18 protein-coding genes and 1 tRNA gene are annotated in these 17,370 nt (G+C 70.4%); 10 read left to right on the plus strand and 9 right to left on the minus strand.

All coding sequences use genetic code 11. From position 1 onward, the window contains the following. Nucleotides 1-4 precede the first annotated feature (4 nt). Complete coding sequence (locus tag V9G19_RS25275) at nt 5-175, minus strand: hypothetical protein (protein ID WP_462288152.1); 171 nt, start codon at nt 173-175, stop codon at nt 5-7. On the opposite strand from V9G19_RS25275, the gene V9G19_RS25280 reads away from it, so the two are divergent. From V9G19_RS25280 to V9G19_RS25290, 3 genes are read left to right on the plus strand one after another with little or no spacing between them, the layout of a single operon-like run. Continuing rightward, nucleotides 165-452 carry a WhiB family transcriptional regulator gene (locus V9G19_RS25280; RefSeq protein ID WP_462288153.1) on the plus strand — a complete coding sequence of 96 codons (288 nt, stop codon included), beginning with the start codon at nt 165-167 and terminating at the stop codon, nt 450-452. The two genes, V9G19_RS25275 and V9G19_RS25280, sit on opposite strands and share 11 nt — an antisense overlap. Before the next feature lie 13 nt (nt 453-465). Beyond that, a complete protein-coding gene (locus V9G19_RS25285) occupies nt 466-1,965 on the plus strand; it encodes an alkaline phosphatase family protein (protein ID WP_462288154.1) in 1,500 nt (499 codons plus the stop codon). A 10-nt stretch (nt 1,966-1,975) separates the two neighbouring features. Continuing rightward, nucleotides 1,976-2,557, plus strand: coding sequence for an HhH-GPD-type base excision DNA repair protein (locus tag V9G19_RS25290; RefSeq protein WP_462288155.1), 582 nt, complete (start codon nt 1,976-1,978; stop codon nt 2,555-2,557). Nucleotides 2,558-2,670: 113 nt separating this feature from the next. On the opposite strand, the gene V9G19_RS25295 is transcribed toward V9G19_RS25290, so the two are convergent. The 6 genes from V9G19_RS25295 to V9G19_RS25320 all read right to left on the minus strand — a co-directional run bounded on the left by V9G19_RS25295 (nt 2,671) and on the right by V9G19_RS25320 (nt 6,859). After that, nucleotides 2,671-3,060 carry a hypothetical protein gene (locus V9G19_RS25295; protein ID WP_462288156.1) on the minus strand — a complete coding sequence of 130 codons (390 nt, stop codon included), beginning with the start codon at nt 3,058-3,060 and terminating at the stop codon, nt 2,671-2,673. A 51-nt stretch (nt 3,061-3,111) separates the two neighbouring features. After that, nucleotides 3,112-3,264 (minus strand): hypothetical protein, encoded by a 153-nt coding sequence (locus V9G19_RS25300; RefSeq protein ID WP_462288157.1) that lies wholly within the window; start codon nt 3,262-3,264, stop codon nt 3,112-3,114. After that, nucleotides 3,261-4,145: a hypothetical protein gene (locus tag V9G19_RS25305; protein WP_462288158.1), complete on the minus strand. Its 885-nt coding sequence runs from the start codon at nt 4,143-4,145 to the stop codon at nt 3,261-3,263. Before V9G19_RS25305 ends, V9G19_RS25300 begins: the two co-directional genes overlap by 4 nt. 112 nt (nt 4,146-4,257) lie before the next feature. Further along, a complete protein-coding gene (locus V9G19_RS25310) occupies nt 4,258-5,592 on the minus strand; it encodes an ABC1 kinase family protein (RefSeq protein WP_462288159.1) in 1,335 nt (444 codons plus the stop codon). Then, nucleotides 5,589-6,521 carry a hypothetical protein gene (locus V9G19_RS25315; protein WP_462288160.1) on the minus strand — a complete coding sequence of 311 codons (933 nt, stop codon included), beginning with the start codon at nt 6,519-6,521 and terminating at the stop codon, nt 5,589-5,591. The genes V9G19_RS25310 and V9G19_RS25315 overlap by 4 nt, the downstream gene beginning before the upstream one ends. Nucleotides 6,522-6,697: 176 nt before the next feature. Further along, nucleotides 6,698-6,859, minus strand: a complete 162-nt coding sequence (locus tag V9G19_RS25320; RefSeq protein ID WP_462288161.1) for a DUF5679 domain-containing protein — start codon at nt 6,857-6,859, stop codon at nt 6,698-6,700. A 204-nt stretch (nt 6,860-7,063) separates the two neighbouring features. On the opposite strand from V9G19_RS25320, the gene V9G19_RS25325 reads away from it, so the two are divergent. After that, the gene (locus V9G19_RS25325) at nt 7,064-7,630 is read left to right on the plus strand and encodes a M48 metallopeptidase family protein (protein ID WP_462288162.1); all 567 of its coding nucleotides are present in this window, start codon (nt 7,064-7,066) and stop codon (nt 7,628-7,630) included. A gap of 4 nt (nt 7,631-7,634) precedes the next feature. Here the strand turns inward: V9G19_RS25325 and V9G19_RS25330 are convergent, their stop codons facing one another. Together V9G19_RS25330 and V9G19_RS25335 are read right to left on the minus strand one after the other, a co-directional pair. Next, on the minus strand, nt 7,635-8,204 hold the full coding sequence (locus V9G19_RS25330) for an NUDIX hydrolase (protein ID WP_462288163.1): 570 nt from the start codon (nt 8,202-8,204) through the stop codon (nt 7,635-7,637). Beyond that, a complete protein-coding gene (locus tag V9G19_RS25335; protein ID WP_462288164.1) occupies nt 8,201-9,724 on the minus strand; it encodes a zinc-dependent metalloprotease in 1,524 nt (507 codons plus the stop codon). The genes V9G19_RS25330 and V9G19_RS25335 overlap by 4 nt, the downstream gene beginning before the upstream one ends. Before the next feature lie 80 nt (nt 9,725-9,804). On the opposite strand from V9G19_RS25335, the gene V9G19_RS25340 reads away from it, so the two are divergent. The 6 genes from V9G19_RS25340 (at nt 9,805) to V9G19_RS25365 (ending at nt 17,299) form a co-directional block, all read left to right on the plus strand. Beyond that, the gene (locus V9G19_RS25340) at nt 9,805-10,230 is read left to right on the plus strand and encodes a molybdenum cofactor biosynthesis protein MoaE (RefSeq protein ID WP_462288165.1); all 426 of its coding nucleotides are present in this window, start codon (nt 9,805-9,807) and stop codon (nt 10,228-10,230) included. Then, on the plus strand, nt 10,227-11,309 hold the full coding sequence (locus tag V9G19_RS25345) for a YlbL family protein (protein ID WP_462288166.1): 1,083 nt from the start codon (nt 10,227-10,229) through the stop codon (nt 11,307-11,309). The genes V9G19_RS25340 and V9G19_RS25345 overlap by 4 nt, the downstream gene beginning before the upstream one ends. Before the next feature lie 47 nt (nt 11,310-11,356). Beyond that, nucleotides 11,357-14,344: a UPF0182 family membrane protein gene (locus V9G19_RS25350; protein ID WP_462288167.1), complete on the plus strand. Its 2,988-nt coding sequence runs from the start codon at nt 11,357-11,359 to the stop codon at nt 14,342-14,344. A gap of 54 nt (nt 14,345-14,398) precedes the next feature. Continuing rightward, nucleotides 14,399-14,475: transfer RNA gene (locus tag V9G19_RS25355), tRNA-Met, on the plus strand. 188 nt (nt 14,476-14,663) lie between these two features. Next, nucleotides 14,664-15,944: a M16 family metallopeptidase gene (locus V9G19_RS25360; protein WP_462288168.1), complete on the plus strand. Its 1,281-nt coding sequence runs from the start codon at nt 14,664-14,666 to the stop codon at nt 15,942-15,944. Next, nucleotides 15,941-17,299, plus strand: coding sequence for a M16 family metallopeptidase (locus tag V9G19_RS25365; protein WP_462288169.1), 1,359 nt, complete (start codon nt 15,941-15,943; stop codon nt 17,297-17,299). The genes V9G19_RS25360 and V9G19_RS25365 overlap by 4 nt, the downstream gene beginning before the upstream one ends. Nucleotides 17,300-17,370: the final 71 nt, after the last annotated feature.

Here is a 17,370-nt window from a genome sequence, read left to right on the forward strand (position 1 = left end):
AACCTCAGACCGGCTCGACCTCCAGGCCGCGGATCCCCACCGGATCCGCGGCCTTTGTCATGTCCGCCACACCACATCGCACAACCAGCACGACCGCGCCACATCCGGCGCACACCGCCAGCCCGCCAGACCCGGTGGGCTCGACCTGGGAGGTGAACGACTCGATGCAGCTCACCCAGCTGCTCGACCACGGCGCGCGCGCCACGCTGGCAACCGGAGAGATTCCGTGCCACGCCAACGACCCCGAGCTGTGGTTCGCCGAGACGCCCGAGGGCGTCGAGTTCGCCAAGGCCCTGTGCGGCACCTGCCCAATGGTGGCTGCCTGCCTCGCCGGCGCGCTCGAGCGCTCCGAGTCCGCCGGAGTCTGGGGCGGTCAGCTCATCGTCAGCGGTGTCGTGGTTCCCCGCAAGCGGCCCCGCGGCCGCCCCCGCAAGGATGCCGTCGCGGCCTGAATAGGCTTCGCCCGTGCGAGCACTCCACCCCGACCATCACCGGGTCGTCGAAGCCTTGACGACCCCCGACCTCGCGAGCATCGTCGACCTCGTCGTGTGGGTGACCACCGACGAGGGCGGCGAGCTCGCGGCATACGCGGCTAATCATCTCGGGACCGTCCGTTGGGGCGTGAGCGGTCGCCGCGAACTCGTTTCGGGCATCGACCCGATCGGCAGCGAGGATCCACTGGCCTTTCTGCCGTATGCCGCGGAGCTGGCCAATCCCAGCCCTCGCGTCTCCACCGACAACGCCTATCCGGACGCCGCGGCCCGGCTGCGGTCCTTCTTCGGCCACCCCGACCGCAGTCCGGACTTGGCGATCGTGCACACGCCCCGGCACTACTTCCCCGACGAGGGCGGGCACCGCGGGGAGCACGGTTCGCTCGATGTCATCCAGTCCCGGGCGCCGCTCATCCTCAGCGGGCGGCGGGTCCGGCGCCTCGGCCACCTCGACACCCACGCTCGGCTCGTCGACGTCGGCCCCACACTGGCCCACCTGGCGGGGGTCCCGGCGAGCGACCTGCGCGACCGGCACGGCGAACCGCTGGACGGTCAGGTCCGCAGCGACGTTCTCGACGACGGGGAGCCGGGCCCGGTCGTCGGCATCCTCTGGGACGGCGCCCACTGCGGAGATCTGCTCGATCTCGCCGCGTCCGGTGAGCTGCCCGGCGTGGCCCGGCTGATCGAGACCGGGGTGGCCTACCAGGGCGGCGCGCTCGCCCAATTCCCGAGCGTCACGCTCACCAACCACACCTCGATCCTGACCGGGGTCGGCCCGGGCCGGCACGGCGTGCTCGGCAATGTCTACTACGACCGCGCCACCCAGGAGCGGGTCGTCCCCAACGACGAGAGCACCTGGCATCGCAGCGGCGAATGGCTCGACCCGGCCGTCCGGACCGTCTTCGAGATGGTCGCCGATCACCTTCCGCCGGGCTCGACACCACGCACCGCGAGCGTCGATGAGGCGATCGACCGCGGCGCCGACTACTCCACGATGCAGCTGATCCGTGCCTCGGGCAGCACCACCGGTGCCGGCGGCCTGGGCGATCAGCTCCCCGATTCGCACGCCTCGCCCTTCCTCGCCGACCCCGACCATCTCGACGACGGCTACTTCTCCTGGGGGGTCCAGGTCGACGATCTCGGCTGGCAGCAAATCCGCCGGCTGTGGGCCGACCCGGCGCACGCTCCCCGGTTGACCTGGTGGGCCAATGTCGTCACCGACGCCGGCCATCACGCCGGCGGTCCACGCAGCGAGATCGCCCGCGCGGCGCTGCGCCAATCCGATGCCCGGCTGTGCGCTTTCCTCGACCTGCTCGATCGCGCCGGCGCCACCGACCAGGTGAGTTTCCTCCTCACCGCCGACCACGGCTTCGAAGCCGCGGATCCGCCGGTCACCGGCAGTTGGGGTCCCGCGCTCGCGAACCTCGGCGTTCCCTATCGCGACGAGGGCCCCGGCTTCGTCTACCTCTTCTAGCCTTGCTCTCATGCCCCAGCTGCGGATTGCCCAGGACGAGCACGCCGACCAGGTTCTTAGCGGCGATCCGGTTGCGCTGATCGTCGGGATGCTGCTCGATCAGCAGTTCCCGATGGAGCGGGCGTTCGCTGGGCCGGCCAAGATCCTCGATCGCTTCGGCACACTGGACCCGGCAGCGCTCGCGGCGGCCGATCCGCAGGCGTTCGCGGACCTGTGCGCGACCCCGCCGGCCATCCACCGTTACGGCCGCTCGATGGCCGCCCGCGTGCAGGCCCTTGCCGCCGTCGTGCGCGATGACTACGCCGGCGACGCGGCGGCGATCTGGGAGCAGGCAGCCGACACCGCGGACTTGCTCGTGCGGCTGCGGAAACTCCCCGGCTTCGGCGACCAAAAGGCCCGCATCTTCGCCGCCCTGCTCGGCAAACAGCTGGGCGTGACTCCACCGGGGTGGCGCGAGACGATTGGCCCGTATGCCGAGGACGGCAGCTTCCGCTCGGTCGCGGACGTCCGCGACCCCGACTCTCTGCAGCGGGTCCGCGAGTTCAAGCAGGCCGTCAAGCGCGCGGCGAAGCAGCAGGCGCAGGCGCCGTAGCGCCAGCGGCCGCGCGCGCCCCACCACCGCGCGCTGCCATCGAGAGGAGCCTATCGGCACGGTTTTCGCCTTCAGGTGTGTCGGAAAGTAACTCTCGACGGCAGTGAGTGGAATCAGTCTTCATCGAAGCCGATCGTGATGATCTCGTCGATGGTGATCGCTCGCGCTTTGCGGGTCGCCGGCGTGAGATTGGCGACGGTGATGCGGCCGTCGTAGCCGAGTTCGACGGAGCCAACGACAGAGCGCGGCTGCGCGGTCGCCGACCGCAGGTCGATCCTCTGGACTAGCCGGGCGTCCTTGTAGATGCCTAGGACGCCCATCTGTGGTCCACGGGCACTGACTAGCGCGACGGTGCGCTGGGCCGTATGGTCGCTGAACGGCCACCGGTTGGTCAGGCCCGTGCCGGGCGTTGTGGTCACGCGGACCGTGCCGCCGATGGCGCTGGCTGCCGCCGAGTCCGTCCAGCCGTGGCTGTAGGGGACATTGTGCGGGTCCAGGCTCATCAGGTCGGGGCGGACGTAGGCGGCCCCGACATAGTGGCTCCCGCGGAACAGCTACTCCTGGGCGGGTTCGCTGGGGGTCTCGTTGATCGTGGGTGCGACGACCCCGGTGAGCGTCGTGGTGCCGGTGGCGTTCGATGAGGCGACGGTCCGCTCGCCCCACATGATGCGGCAGCCGGCGGCGCAGCCGGCAACCGTGATGCTCACCCGCACCCGGGCGCGACCCTCCGATTGCCGCAGGTGTTGGTCCAGCACCGTGACGTGGAAGGGGGCAAGACATCCCGGTTCGGCGTCGAGCGCGGTCCGTTGTTGAAGTGGGCGATGCGCACCAAGCCGTCGAAGTTGGCGGCCGCGCCGGCCCGGGCCGTCGGCGTGAGGTTGACCACGCGGATCGTGGTCGGCCAGGGCGGGGCCTTCAAGACTGCGACGACCTTCCGCGGCACAGCTGTGGCTGACCTCAGGTCGACCTTTGCGGCCAGGGTGGTGCCGACATACACGCCCAGGACGCCTGCCGTCGGGCCGGTCGCGGCGATCACGCCCAGTTGGCCGACTCCGATCGTCGGGGAGCGGAAGGAGATCGCGGACCCAGGGCGGGTGGAGCGCAGCGTCATCGTCTGGGTTGCCGTCAGGTCCAGATCGGCGTGCCAGCCGCCCGAACCGGCGGTGACGCTGGGCTCTGGCACGTTTTCGGCGCCGTTGTCGACCTGGGCCAAGGGCCGCGGGCCCGATGCCGTGTGCTGCGTCAGCCGGAAGGCGGTGGAGATGCTTTCCGTGAGCTGGGCTCCCGTCCGGACGGTGTAGCGGTGCGTCGTGCCCCCGGGGAAGGTCCGGCGGTCGATGACTCGCCACGCGTAATCCCCTTGGTAGATCGCTGCTGCCTCCAGATCGCAGCCGCGCCGACAGTCCGCCGTGGTGGTCACGACGACGTCGACCGCGATCATGCCCGTGTCCGGCCCGGGGACTTGTTGCCCGCCGACCAGGCGGACCCCGATACTCGCCGTCGGGCCGTCCGCCGAGGCCACCGTCGTCGCGCTCCCAGCCACTGCGGCCGCGGCCAGCGCCCCGGCCATCACCAGGTGCGGTCTCATGTCGGTTACCTTCCCGTCGACTCCGGGCAAACCCCCTGATCGAGACGCTAGCAAAACCCATCCAGGGGCTCTCGCACGAGGTGGCGATGGGTTCCGGCTCGGCGGCCGGCGCTCAGCGTGGCGGTGGCAACCGGGTGGCGTCGAATTCGGGCAGGTAGTGGGTCATCGCGTCGCGGAGCGACACCTCGCCGCCGATCTGGCAGAGCACGCCGACACCGCCCAGCCAGACGCGGTGGATCAACAGGTATTCCGGCGGCAGGTTCAGCTTGATCCCGACCGTCCATTCCGGGCGGCGCACGTCGTTGATCTTCAGGGCAATGGCGCGCAGCCAGGCGCGGTCGAACCGGAAGCGGGCATACTGCATCGGCTCCAGGAAGATCGACAGGTAGGACAACACCGCCTGGGGGTCGACCTCGATCGAGGGCTTGATGAAGCCCTCGGCGCGCAGCCCGCCGACCAGGGCGTCGGCGTCGCCGGCCAGGGCGTGGGTGACCAGCCGACCCATCACCGGGGGCAGGCCACCGGGAAGCCGGTTGACCGCGCCGAAGTCGAGCACGCCGAGCCGCCCGTCCGGGGTGATGCGGAAGTTCCCCGGGTGCGGGTCGGCGTGCAGTTGGCCGGCGCGCTGGGGTCCGGCGAGCAAGAACTCCAGATAGAGCTGGGCGGCGACATTCCGGGTATCCGGGTCCCCCTCGGCAATGATCCGCGACAGCGGCACCCCGGGCAGCCACTCGGAGACGATGACCTCGCTGGATGAGTGGACGACGTCCGGAATCGCGTAGTCCGGGTCGTCGCGGAAGGCCCGGGCGAAGGCCCGCTGGTGGCTGGCCTCGAGGTGGTAGTCCAGCTCTTCGCTCATCCGGGAGGTCAGCTCGGCCATGATCGGTTTGATGTCGAGCCCGGGGACCCAGCCCGCGGACACCCGGGCGACCCGGGAGAGCTGGCGCAGGTCGCTGAGCAGCGCTTCCCGCGCTCCGGGGTATTGGATCTTCACGGCTACCTCCCGGCCGTCGCGGGCAACGGCCTTGTGCACCTGACCGATCGAGGCCGCGGCCGCGGGGATGTCGTCGAACTCGCGGAACTTCGCCGTCCGCCACCGGGGCCCGAGCTCACGGGCGAGAACCTGGTGCACCGCCTCGGGCGGCAGCGGTGGGGCTGCCTCCTGCAGCTTGGTCAACGTCGCCCGGTAGGGGCCGGCCCACTCCTCCGGCATCGCGGCTTCCATGATGGACAACGCCTGCCCGACCTTCATCGCCCCGCCCTTGAGCTCGCCGAGGACGGTGAACAACTGCTCGGCGGTCCGTGCCTGGATCTCGGCGGCGACGGCCTCGGCGGGCTTGCCGCCGACGCGCTTGCCGAGACCGATCGCCGTGCGGCCGGCGACTCCCAGCGGCAGGCCGACGAGCTTGGCCGTCCGCTGCGCCGTCCGCTTCGGCAGTTCGCTCACGCCAACATTGTGACCGCTGCCGGGGACGGCTCGCCGACGCACCCGCAGTCGGGGTGTCGCGGCCAGCGTCGCTGGACCATTTCGGGCCAGGGGGCCGCGACCTCCAACGCCACCCCGACCGGGGTGTCGGTGCCGTCAAGGTGACTGACGACGACGCGGGCGGCCAACCCGGCGCCGATCGTCGTCAGAGCGCATTCACCGACCGCGAGGACGCTCGCCGGATCGGGTGGCGCGGCCAGTTGGGCGCGCAGCCACCGCCACGACGGGTCCAGATCGGTGCGGACCCGCTCCATGCAGCCCAGGCAGGGACCGATCCCGGGCAACACCAATGGCCCGACGCTCACCCCGCCCGCGGTCAGGGCCACCGGCAGATGCGGTATGCCGCGCTTCACCCAGGTGCTGCCCGCCTCCTCCGGCACGGGCTCGGCGGCCGTCAGGACGACCAGGTCGGGTCGGCGCCGGTATCTCATCGAGTCACCGCTCGGGGCGTCGCGCTCGATCCGCCCCACGCCCGCCTGGAGCAGGGTGGCCGCGATGCTGGCGGCGATCTGGCCGCGGCCATGCACCCAGACGCACGCGCTTTGGCGGTCCAGGACGACGTCGTGGGCCGCGGCCCCCGCGGCGGCAACCTCCTGCTCGAAGTTGCCCCCCGCAAACCCCCAGCGGGCCCGGGCGCTGCCCGGGCTCACCAGGATCCCGCTGGCCCGCAGCACGGCGAGGATCTCCTCCCTGCGTCGCGGGTCGACGCCTGCGTCGGCGGCGGCGGCCGCGACATCGGTGCTGCCGTCCAACCGGCTGACCCAGGCCACCTCCTCGGCGCTCATGCCCACGAGGCGGATCCCGTCGCGTGGGTCGATGCCGAACTGGACGCTGCCGTCGGCGCGCACCAGCGGCCGGTTCTGCCCGCGGATCCGTGGCCAGCCGTGCACCTTGCCCCCTTTGCCGTGCCAATGTCACCGGCGCCCCCGGGCCGGCATCCTCGGATGCCACTCTGGCAGACCACGCCCGTGCCCGCCGGCAGTCATCCACAGCTCGGCGAAGTTATCCACAACCACACAGGCGGCGCTCCCCGGCCGGGGAGCGCCGCCTGTGTGGGCTTGCGGGGTCAGGCCTTGGCGAGGATCCGGTTGAGGTTGGTGCCGCAGACCGGGCAGACCCCCTTGGCCATCCGGCGACCGTTCTCGGTCGTGACCACCCTGCCCTCGGCCTCGCGCTTCTCCTTGCACTTCACGCAGTAGAACTCGCCGGTGTATGTCTCGTCAGCCATCTGGCTTTTCTCCTCGTCGAAGGGGACCGGACCACGGGCGGGCCCGTCGCTGAACTCAACCCTAGACGACGACGAACGGGTAACCGCCAACGTCGCCTGTTCAACTGCGAGCGTGTCTGGGCACGTCGGGCCACCCGGCCCACCCGCCAGGTCGCGAGTTACCTCGGCTCGGCCGTCAAATCGCGGGTGACTACGCTCGGCGGTGTGGGCAGCGTTGAGCACTCCGCCGCGGATGTGGAGATCCGCCGCAGCGCGCGCCGCCGCCGCACGGTTTCGGCGCGTCGCGAGGACGGCCGCACGATCGTGCTGGTTCCCGAGGGCCTGAGCGTGGCCGAGGAGGCCCGCTGGGTCGAGGTGATGATCGGCAAACTTGAGCGCCGCGGGGCCCGCCAGCGGCGCGCCCACGGCCACGACGGCGCCGAGCCGTCGGCGGGGCAATCCGAGCTTGCCCGGCGAGCAGAACGGCTCTCGCGTGACTTCCTCGAGGGCCGGGCCCGGGCGACCAGCGTGGTCTGGGTCGGCAACCAGCAGCGCCGCTGGGGCTCGTGCACCCCGGCCACCGGTGAAATCCGTCTGTCCGAGCGCGTGCGCGGGATGCCCGGCTATGTCGTCGACTATGTCCTCATTCACGAGCTGGCCCACCTGCTGCACGCCGACCACGGCCCCCGGTTCTGGGCGCTCGTCGGGCGCTTTCCCCGCGCCGAGCGGGCCCGGGGCTTCCTGGACGGGTATGCCGCCGCGGCTGGCCTGGTGCTCGACGAGCACGAGTGACCGCTCAGCCGAGCGTGTGGCGAGCGACGCCGATCAAGCGGGGTAGGTCGGCCCCCGCCCCGGGCGGCAGGTCCTCGGCCGGCCACCACGCGACCTCCTCGGACTCCGCGCTGGCCACCGGCACCTCCTCGGCGTCGGCCAGCGCCAGATAACGGACGTCGAGATGCTCGGTGCAGGAGCCGAATCGGGCACCGAGCAGATGCCGGTCGAGGTCGATCGGCCCAGGCAGCGGGTCCAGGCCGTCCAGCCCGGACTCCTCCCGCGCCTCCCGGGCCGCAGCCTCCCACAGCCCGGCGTCCTCGGCCTCGAGATGCCCGCCGAACTGGAGCCACAGGCCGGCCTTGCGGTGCCGGTGCAGCAGCACGCGCTCGCCGTCCCGGCTCATCACCAGGCACGACGCCGTCAGGTGTGCCGGGGGCCCTGCCTTGGAGACCGCGCTCGGGTCGTTGCCCAACACCGTCAAGAAGCTGCGGCGCAGGTGCTCCTGAGTCGGGTCGGGTGCGCGCCATGCCAGCAGCGTGGCCAGCGCGTCGTCATAGAGGTGCCGCACCGCGGGCGGCGCGTGTCCGCTCACGCCTCGCCCGGGTGCCGGTGGTCATCAGCGTGCCGCTGGTCGTCGGCGCGCGCCGGGTCCCCGTCCGCGCCAGCGTGATCGTCCGCCCCGCCAGCGTGATCGTCCGCCACGGACAGCATCCGCTCCAGCGCGGCGTCCAACTCGTCCTCCTGCGCCGGCGCCGTGCGCCGCTCGACATATCCGAGGACATCGTCGAGGTCTGCGGTTGTCGGGGCGATGTCCGGGTGCCCCCACGCGGCATCTCTGAGGGAGGCGCCGCCAGCGGCCTCCAGCGCCGCGAACAGATTGGCGGCGTCCCGCAGGCGCCGCGGCCGCAACTCCAAGCCGACGAGCCCGGCGAAGGTCTTTTCGGCCGGCCCGCCGAGCGCCCGCCGCCGCCGGACGGTCTCGGCCAGCGCGGCGGCATGCGGCAGATGTGCCGCCGCCGCCCGGTCGGCCACGACATCGACCCAGCCCTCGATCAACGCCAGCCAGGTCTCCAACCGGGCCAGCGCGGCCTGCTGGGCAGCCGACGGCTTGGGTGCGAAGAGCTTGTCCGACAGCTGCTCCTGCAGCGCCTCCGGGTTGGTGGGATCGACGCCCGCCATGGCGGACTCGATCCCGGCAGTGTCGATCTCGATGCCGCGGGCATAGTCCTGAACGGCGGTGAGCAGTTGCGGCCCGAGCCAGGGCGCCCCCTCGAAGAGACGCAGCCGGGCCGCCTCCCGCACGGCGAGATAGAGCCACACCTCGTCGAGGTCGACCTCCAGGCCCTCGGCGAAGGCGGCGATATTCGCGGGCACGAGCACCAACGCGCCCTCGGGGGTCAGCGGGAGCGAAACCTCGGTGCCAGTGAGCGTCTCGCCGGCGAGCGCGGCCAGGCCCTCCCCGAGCTGCATGGAGAACATCGAGGCTCCGGCGCGCCGCAGCAGCGGGCCGATCTGCCCAAGGACGGCCGCCGGATTGGTTCCCGGCGGCAACAGACCCGCAGGGAGCTGGTCAAACCCGGTCTCGGCGAACTGGGCCGTGACGGCGTCACCGAGGGCCCTGGTGACCCCATCGGCCACCGGGGACACCAGCTCGCGCCATACCGCCAAGGTGCCCTCGATCCACTCGGCCCGCGACCAGGCCCTCCCGGCCAGGCCGGGGGCCTCCAGCTCGGTGACCTGGCCGAGCCAGAGATCGGCGACGTGTCCCGCTTCGGCGGCCAGTCGTTGCTCGCGTTCGCTCATCGTGCCGTCGCCGTCGGCGAGCACGCTCTTGCGGGCCACCTCGGTGACGACCGAGGCCGCGATCGGACCCTCGTCCGGGCCGCTGAACATCGCCCGGAACTGGCCCATCATCGACTCGAACTGAGCCACCGGAATCGCGCCCAACCCCATCTCACCGAGGTGCTGCAGCAGTTCCGGCGGCAACTGCGCCCCGCCCGTCATCCGCCGCAGCGCCTCGGCCATCTCGGGGGGAAGCCCACCGGTCGAGTCCTGCGGGCTGGGCTCGGCGTCGTCGGGATCGGGGGGCACGGGCAAATCGTGCTCAGGCACAGCGGCTCCTAAGGCGCCTGTGAGAATGTGTCCTTCACAATAACCACGGCTGATCATCCCTAGTTCCCAAGAAAGGGCCGATGAACGACCAGCTGCGCCTGTGCGCCCTGCGAGCGGACCCGTTGTCGGCCGACGAGGTGCTGCAGGCGCTGAGCGATCCCGGCAGCGGCGGCCAGGTCATCTTCCTCGGCCGGGTGCGCGATCACGACCACGGCCAGCCGGTCCGCGGCTTGGGCTATCAGGCTCACCCCAGCGCCGACGCCCGGCTGGAGTCGGTATGCCGCGCTGTCGGCGCCCGGCATCCCGAGGTGGTCTTGGCTGCGGTCCACCGGACCGGGGAATTGGCCGTCGGCGAGATCGCAGTCATCGTCGGCGCCGCAAGCGCCCATCGCGATGCTGCCTTCGCCGCGGCCCGGGATTTGATCGACTCCCTCAAGGCCACCGTGCCGATCTGGAAGCAGCAGCGCTTCACCGACGGCTCCGACGAGTGGGTCGGCCTGCCGTGAGCGTCGAGCCCGGTGCCGGCCGCGGCGAGACCTTCCGGATCAGCCGCAAGGTCCGCACGCTGCTGGTCGCCGCATTCCTCGGGGTGGCGACGGCCGCCGTGCTCGCGCTCATCCCGCTGCCCTATGCGATCCTCAGCCCCGGACCGGCCATCAACGTCCTCGGCGACGGCTCCGACGGCAAGCCGCTGATCGAGGTCTCGGGTGCGCGCCGGTATGCCGCCGGTGGCGCCCTTGACTTCACGACCGTCTCGGTTCGCGGCGGGCCCGGCAACCGGGTCAACGTGTGGGACGTCCTCGACGCCTGGTTGCGACCGGCAACCGAGGTCTTTGACGAGGTCGTCTTCTTCCCGAAGGGCGTGACCAAGGACGAGGTCAAACAGGAGAACACCGCCGAGATGACCGGCTCGCAGCAGGAGGCGATTGCCGTCGCGCTGCGCAGCATCGGGGCCGAGGTCACCGAGCGCTATGTGGTCGCCAGCGTCGCCGGCGACGCCCCGGCCAAGGATGTCCTCAAGGTGGGGGATCGCATCGTCGCCATCGACGGCACCGAGGTGGCGACCCTCGCCGACATCCAACGGATCGTCCGCGCTCACCAACCGGGCGACCGGCTCGCCCTCGACCTCATCCGCTCGGGCGCCCGGACCGCGGTCAGCGCCGTGACGACGAGCGCGTCCGGGCGCACGGTCTTGGGAATCACTGTGGGGACCGACTTCCAGTTTCCCTACCAGGTGACAATCCACGCCGGGAATGTGGGCGGGCCCTCGGCCGGCCTGATGTTCTCGCTCGCCGTCCGCGACGTCCTCACTCCCGGCGACCTCACCGGCGGCAAGCGCATCGCCGGGACCGGAACCATCGACGCCGAGGGTGTCGTCGGGCCGATCGGCGGGATCCGGCAAAAGCTCGTCGGAGCGCGCGCCGCGGGTGCGCAGTATTTCCTCGCCCCGGCGGCAAACTGCCCGGAACTCGTCGACGCCGACCCGGATGTCACCGTGGTCAAGGTGGCCACCTTCGCCGAGGCGCTCGCCGGCGTGGAGGCGATCGCCGCGGGCAAGGGATCGGGCCTGCCCTCCTGTTCCTGAGCGGGCCGGCCGAGCGCGCGTTCAGGCTGGCAGGTTAAGTTGCCCTCGTGAGTTCGTCCGACTGGTCTAAGGACAACGAGCCCGAGGGGCCGCCGCCGCGGCCCCCGCGAGGTCGCCGGGCGGCGCCCCGAGGGCCGCGTCCGCCGCGCCGCCGCGGCCCGCTCGCGCCCACGATCATCGTCTTGGCGGTGCTGGCCGCTGCGGCCAGCGCCTTATCCGGGGTGTGGACCGATGTCCTTTGGTTCCGCTCGGTGGGTTTCCAGAAGGTCTTCACCACCACGCTGTTCACCCGGATCGGGCTGTTCGCCGTCGGCTTCGCCGTCGCCGCCCTGCTCCTCGGCTTGAGCCTGATCCTCGCCTACCGGCACCGGCCGTTCTATGTGCCCGCCGGAGACGGCAACGACACCCTGGAGCAGTATCGCGAGGCAATCGAGCCGATGCGTCGGGTGCTGACCATCGCCGTTCCGGTGATCGTCGGCGCGCTCGCCGGTGCGGCGCTGTCGAGCCAATGGCGGCTCTTCCTCGCCTGGCGCAACCAGGTGCCGTTCGGCACGAAAGACCCGCACTTCCACAAGGACATCGGCTTCTTCATCTTCTCCTTGCCGTGGCTGAACGCCCTGATCTCCTTCCTGACGATGGTCCTCGTGGCCGCGCTGCTGGCGGCGGGTTTCACCCACTATGTGTATGCCGGTCTGCGCCTGCCCGGACGCGGGACCACAACGCGGGCCGCGTTCATCCACCTCGGGTTGCTTGCCGCGGCCCTGACGCTCGTGCGGGCGGCCGCCTTTTGGTACAGCCGCTACGGCCTGGCCGTCAAACAGTCGAAGCTGATGACCGGCATTGGCTTCACCGACGACAAGGCGGTGCTGCCCACCCGCACGATCTTGGCGGTGGCAGCGGTGATCTGCGCGGCGCTCTTCCTTTCGGTCATCGTCACCCGGTCCTGGCGGCTGCCGCTGATCGGTGCCGCCTTGCTCGGTGTGCTCACCGTGGTCGTCGGCTCGATCTATCCCGCGATCGTCCAGTCGGTCAAGGTCAACCCGTCGCAGAAATCCCTCGAATCGCCCTACTTGCAAAAGAACATCAACGCCACCCGTGCGGCATACGGGCTGGACGGTATCGAGGTCACCCCGCGCTATGACGCCAGGACGACGGCGACAGCGGGTCAGTTGCGCGATGACGCCGACACGATTCCCGGCATCCGCCTGGTCGACCCGATCGTCGTCGCGCCCACCTTCCGGCAGCTGCAGGCCCTGCGGGACTACTACGCCTTCCCGGACGCGCTCGACGTCGACCGCTACCAGATCGACGGCAAGGAGGCCGATGTCGTCGTCGCCGTCCGCGAACTCAACCTGCTCGGTGTTCCGGCGGCCCAGCGCAACTGGCTGAACGACCACACGGTCTACACGCACGGCTTCGGGTTGGTCGCGGCATACGGCAACCAGCGCGGACCGAACGGGGAGCCGGTCTTTGCCCAGCGCAATATCCCGCCGACCGGGAAGCTGCCGAAGTTCGAGCCCCGGATCTACTTCGGGGAGCAGTCGCCTGCCTACTCCATCGTTGGTGCGGCCGAGGGGGAGCGGCCGCGCGAGTTCGACTATCAGGACGCCGAGGGTCAAAAGAACAACACCTACGCCGGGTCCGGCGGAGTCGCCATCGGCAACTTCTTCCGGCAGGCGGCTTATGCGATCAAATACCGCGAGATCAACTTCCTGCTGTCCAACACCGTTGGCGGGCACTCCAAGATCCTCGACCACCGCACCCCCCTGGAGCGGGTCCAGCGGGTTGCCCCCTGGCTGACCCTGGACGGCAATCCCTATCCCACCGTGGTCGGCGGGCGCGTGCAGTGGGTCGTCGACGGCTATACGACATCCGACCATTACCCGTATTCGTCGGTGCAGAACCTCAGCGACGCCACCTCGGATTCGACCACCGTGCGGGCGCGCAGCGTGGCCGCGCTGACCTCCGGCAATGTCAACTACCTGCGGAACTCGGTCAAGGCCACCGTCGACGCATTCGACGGCACCGTCCACCTGTATGCGTGGGATGAATCCGACCCGGTGATGCAGACGTGGAGCCGGGCCTACCCGGGCACGGTCGAGCCGACCAGCGCGATCAACGGCGAGCTGATGTCGCATCTGCGCTACCCGGAGGACCTGTTCAAGATCCAGCGGCTCATCCTCAGCCGCTACCACGTCACTGCGGCCGATTCCTTCTTCGGCGGCAACGACTACTGGCGCGTTCCGGACGACCCGGCCCAGGAGAGCCAGCACGTCTACCAACCGCCCTACTACCTCACGCTGGCGATGCCGGCCCAGCAGACCCCGGCCTTCTCCTTGACGACGACCTTCATGCCGACCGGTGACCGCGAGGTGTTGTCCGGTTTCTTGTCGGTCGACTCCAACGCCGGCGCCCAGGATGGGGTCAAAGCCGACGGCTACGGCAAGATGCGGCTGCTCGTGCTGCCGCGCGACTCGAGCGTCCGCGGGCCGGGGCAGGTCCAAAACGACATCAACTCATCCAACGACAACTCGCCCGGCTTCTCGCTGACGTTGAGCCAGTTCCTCAACACCAGCAGGTCGCAGGGCTCCAAGGTCACCTTGGGCAACCTGCTGACGCTTCCGGTCGGCGGCGGGCTGCTCTACGTCCAGCCGATCTATGTCAGTGCTAACTCCGCTGCTGCTTATCCGCTCTCCCGGGTCACGGTGGCGGCTTTCGGCGACAAACTCGGCTGGGCAGGGACTCTCGACGGGGCGCTGGACGAGTTGTTCGGCGGGGACTCCGGCGCGAATGCGGGCGACAACCAGGGCGGCCAAGGCCCGAGCACCCCGACCACGCCCACGACCCCGGACAAGGGTGACTCCGACGTGCTGGCGAAGGCCGTCGCCGACATCCAGGCGGCCTACGACGCCGGCAAGAAGGCGCTCGCCGAGGGCGACTGGGACGCCTACGGCACGGCCCAAAAGCAGCTCGAGGACGCCATCGCCCGCGCCGTGGCCGCCCGCCCCACCGGCAACGCCAGGGTGACCAAGTGAGCCGTTCGCTCGATTTGGCGCCAGCCGCGCCGCAACGTATGGTGTATTCACCGACGCGGGGTGGAGCAGCTCGGTAGCTCGCCGGGCTCATAACCCGGAGGTCGCAGGTTCAAATCCTGCCCCCGCTACCAGCATTCAGGCCCGGAATCAGCCGATTCCGGGCCTGAATCCGCGCTGGTCGTGCCTCGAGGAGCCTCTCGGCACGGTTTCGGCCAATCTGCGTAGCTGGAAGTTCCTCTCGTCCTGGCCGGCCCTGGGCTCGCCCCGGACTCGATGTGGGTGTTCGGACCTCGATCCGAGGCAGCCTAGGGTGTGGGCTATGTCCCTGGACTATCCGATCGTCGAGCACACGCTGGCCAACGGCCTGCGCATCGTGATCTCTCCCGACCACAGCGTCCCCAGCGTGTCGGTGAACCTGTGGGTCAACGTCGGCTCGCGCCATGAGGTCGTCGGCCGGACCGGCTTCGCCCACCTCTTCGAGCACCTGATGTTCCAGGGGTCGCGCAATGTCGCCAGCGGGGAACACTTCTCGCTGCTCATGGCCGCGGGCGGCCGGCTGAACGCCACCACCTGGTTCGACCGGACCAACTACTTCGAGACCGTGCCCACCGGTGCGCTCGACTTGGCGCTGTGGCTCGAGGCCGACCGGCACGGGCACCTGCTGGATGCCGTGAACCAGACCAATCTGGACAACCAGCGCGATGTGGTCAAGGAGGAAAAGCGCCAGCGCTACGACAATGTGCCCTACGGTCACGCGCTGCGTGACCTCTACGCAACCGTCTTCCCCGAGGATCACCCCTATCACCACCCGACGATCGGGTCGATGGACGATCTCGACGCCGCAACCGTCGAGGATGTGCACGCGTTCTTCCGCGCCCACTACGGCCCGGACAACACACTGCTGACCCTCGTCGGTGATATCACCGCCGAGGAGGGGATCGCCAAGATCGAGCGCTACTTCGGCGCGCTCGAGCCGGCCCCCCGGGCGCATCCCGCTGCCCGGGAACAGTTACCGCCGCTGGCCGAGCCGCAGCGGCATACGGTCACCGGCGAGGTGCCCAACGACCGGCTCTATGTCGGCTTCCGGTTGCCGGTCGAGCGCGACCGCGGCTATCTCGCCAGCGCCCTGGCGATCGAGGCGGTCGCCGGGCTGTCGATGAGCCGAGCCGTGCGGCGGCTGGTGCGCACCGAGCAGGTGGCCACCAGCGTCCAGGGTCACCCGATGGGCTTCGTGGACGGGGTCTCGCTCGGGCTGATCGCCGTCGACGTCGCCGAGGACGCCGACCCCAACGCCGTCGAGGAGAGCCTGCTGGAAGAACTGCGCGGCTTCATCGAGCAGGGGCCCACCGAAGCCGAGATGGAGGCCGCCCACGCCGGGGCGGAACGTAGTTGGCTGGGTGATCTGGCCGGCCAGGACGAGCGCGCCGACGCCCTGAGCCATCACGCCCTGCTTTATCACGACCCCGACTATGTCAACCGCTTCCTCGACGAGCTGGGCGCCATCGACGCGGCCGAGGTGCAAGCCGCTGCGGCGCAGTGGTTGGCGCCCGGCTCGCGCGCGGTCGTGTCCTATCTGACCGGTGCGGAGGAGGCGGCGTGAGCGCGCAGCCGGCAACTCGGCCCGAGGTCACCCCGCCCGGGCGGTGGGAGTTCCCGCTGCCGCAGACCCGGCGGCTCGACAACGGGCTGACCGTCCACGCCTACGATATCCCGGGCCAGTATGTCGTCAGCATCCGCCTGGTCGTGCCCGTCTCCACGCGCGCCGAGCCGCGAGAGGCGGAGGGCGTCGCCGCGCTGATGAGCCGATTGCTGGACGAGGGCACCGAGGAGCATTCCAGCGAGGAGTTCACCGAGCTGCTCGAGCGCAATGGCATCGACTTCGGAGCCACCTTGACCGAGGCCGGGATGACCGTGCACCTCGAGGTCGCCGGCAGCCGGCTGGCCACCGCGCTCGAGCTGCTGCTGGACGCCGTCTCCCGGCCCGCCTTCCCCGAGCGCGAGGTCACTCGGCTGGTGCGGACCCGGCTGGCCGAGATCGAGCAGGAGCGAGCCTCGGCGCCCCACCGGGCGATCCGGGAATTCCAGGCGACCTACTTCGCGCCGACCGAGCGCTCCAGCCGGCCGACCGCCGGCTCGCCCGAGACGGTTCGCGGGTTGACCCGAGAGCACGTGACGGCCTTCCACGCCACCCATGTCGTGCCCAACGCCGCATCGCTCATCCTCGCGGGCGACCTGTCGGCGGTTGCGGCCAGCGACCTCGTCGAGGCCAGCATGGGACGGTGGCGTCCCGGTCCGGTGGCCACACCCGACCCCGGCGCGCCGGCCAGCAGGGCGAGCGACGCGGCGCGGATCGTCCTGGTCGATCGGCCCGGGTCGGTGCAAAGTGAGCTGGCCGTCGGCTGGTCCGGTCCCGACCGCCGGGTGCAACCGGCGTGGGCGGCATACCCGGTGTTATCGTTCGTCCTCGGCGGGTCGCCGACCGCCCGCGTCGACCAGGTGCTGCGCGAGGAGAAGGGGTTCACTTATGGCATGCGCTCCTCCTTCCGGCCGCGGCGAGTCGGGGGGTTGTTCCTCACCACCGGCTCAGTTCGCACCGAGGTGACCGTCGAGGCGCTCACCCTGCTGTTGGGGATCCTCGATGACGCCCGGGATGGGTTCACCGCGACCGAGTGCGCCGCCGGCGTGGAGTTCTTGCGCAACACCGCGCCCGGGCGGTTCGCGACGGCCGACGCGGTCGCCGACGAGGCGACGTCGATCGCCCTCGAGGGCCTGCCGCTGAGCTTCACGACGGACAACCTCGACGCGATGGCCGCCGTCACCCCGGAGGCACTGCGGGATGCCTACACCCGGTTCGTGGACGGCACCTGGACGATTGTGATCGTCGGTGACGCCAGCACGTATGCCGAGCAGTTGCGTTCCCTCGGCCGCGGCGAAGTCCACGTCGTCGCGAACTGAGCGGCGAGGAACCTCTGCTAGCAGAAGTTCCTTGCCCCCCAATAGGTTGCAAGGTATGGGGACCTCGACTA

The organism is Nostocoides sp. (genome assembly GCF_037045025.1).
Classification (GTDB): domain Bacteria; phylum Actinomycetota; class Actinomycetes; order Actinomycetales; family Dermatophilaceae; genus Nostocoides_A.

Excerpts from the sequence above, each read along its gene's own strand:
- V9G19_RS25280 (WP_462288153.1), top strand. The coding sequence starts at position 165 with ATGCAGCTCACCCAGCTGCTCGACCACGGCGCGCGCGCCACGCTGGCA.
- V9G19_RS25290 (WP_462288155.1), top strand. The coding sequence starts at position 1,976 with ATGCCCCAGCTGCGGATTGCCCAGGACGAGCACGCCGACCAGGTTCTT.
- V9G19_RS25295 (WP_462288156.1), bottom strand. The coding sequence starts at position 3,060 with ATGAGCCTGGACCCGCACAATGTCCCCTACAGCCACGGCTGGACGGAC.
- V9G19_RS25305 (WP_462288158.1), bottom strand. The coding sequence starts at position 4,145 with ATGAGACCGCACCTGGTGATGGCCGGGGCGCTGGCCGCGGCCGCAGTG.
- V9G19_RS25320 (WP_462288161.1), bottom strand. The coding sequence starts at position 6,859 with ATGGCTGACGAGACATACACCGGCGAGTTCTACTGCGTGAAGTGCAAG.
- V9G19_RS25340 (WP_462288165.1), top strand. The coding sequence starts at position 9,805 with ATGAACGACCAGCTGCGCCTGTGCGCCCTGCGAGCGGACCCGTTGTCG.
- V9G19_RS25360 (WP_462288168.1), top strand. The coding sequence starts at position 14,664 with ATGTCCCTGGACTATCCGATCGTCGAGCACACGCTGGCCAACGGCCTG.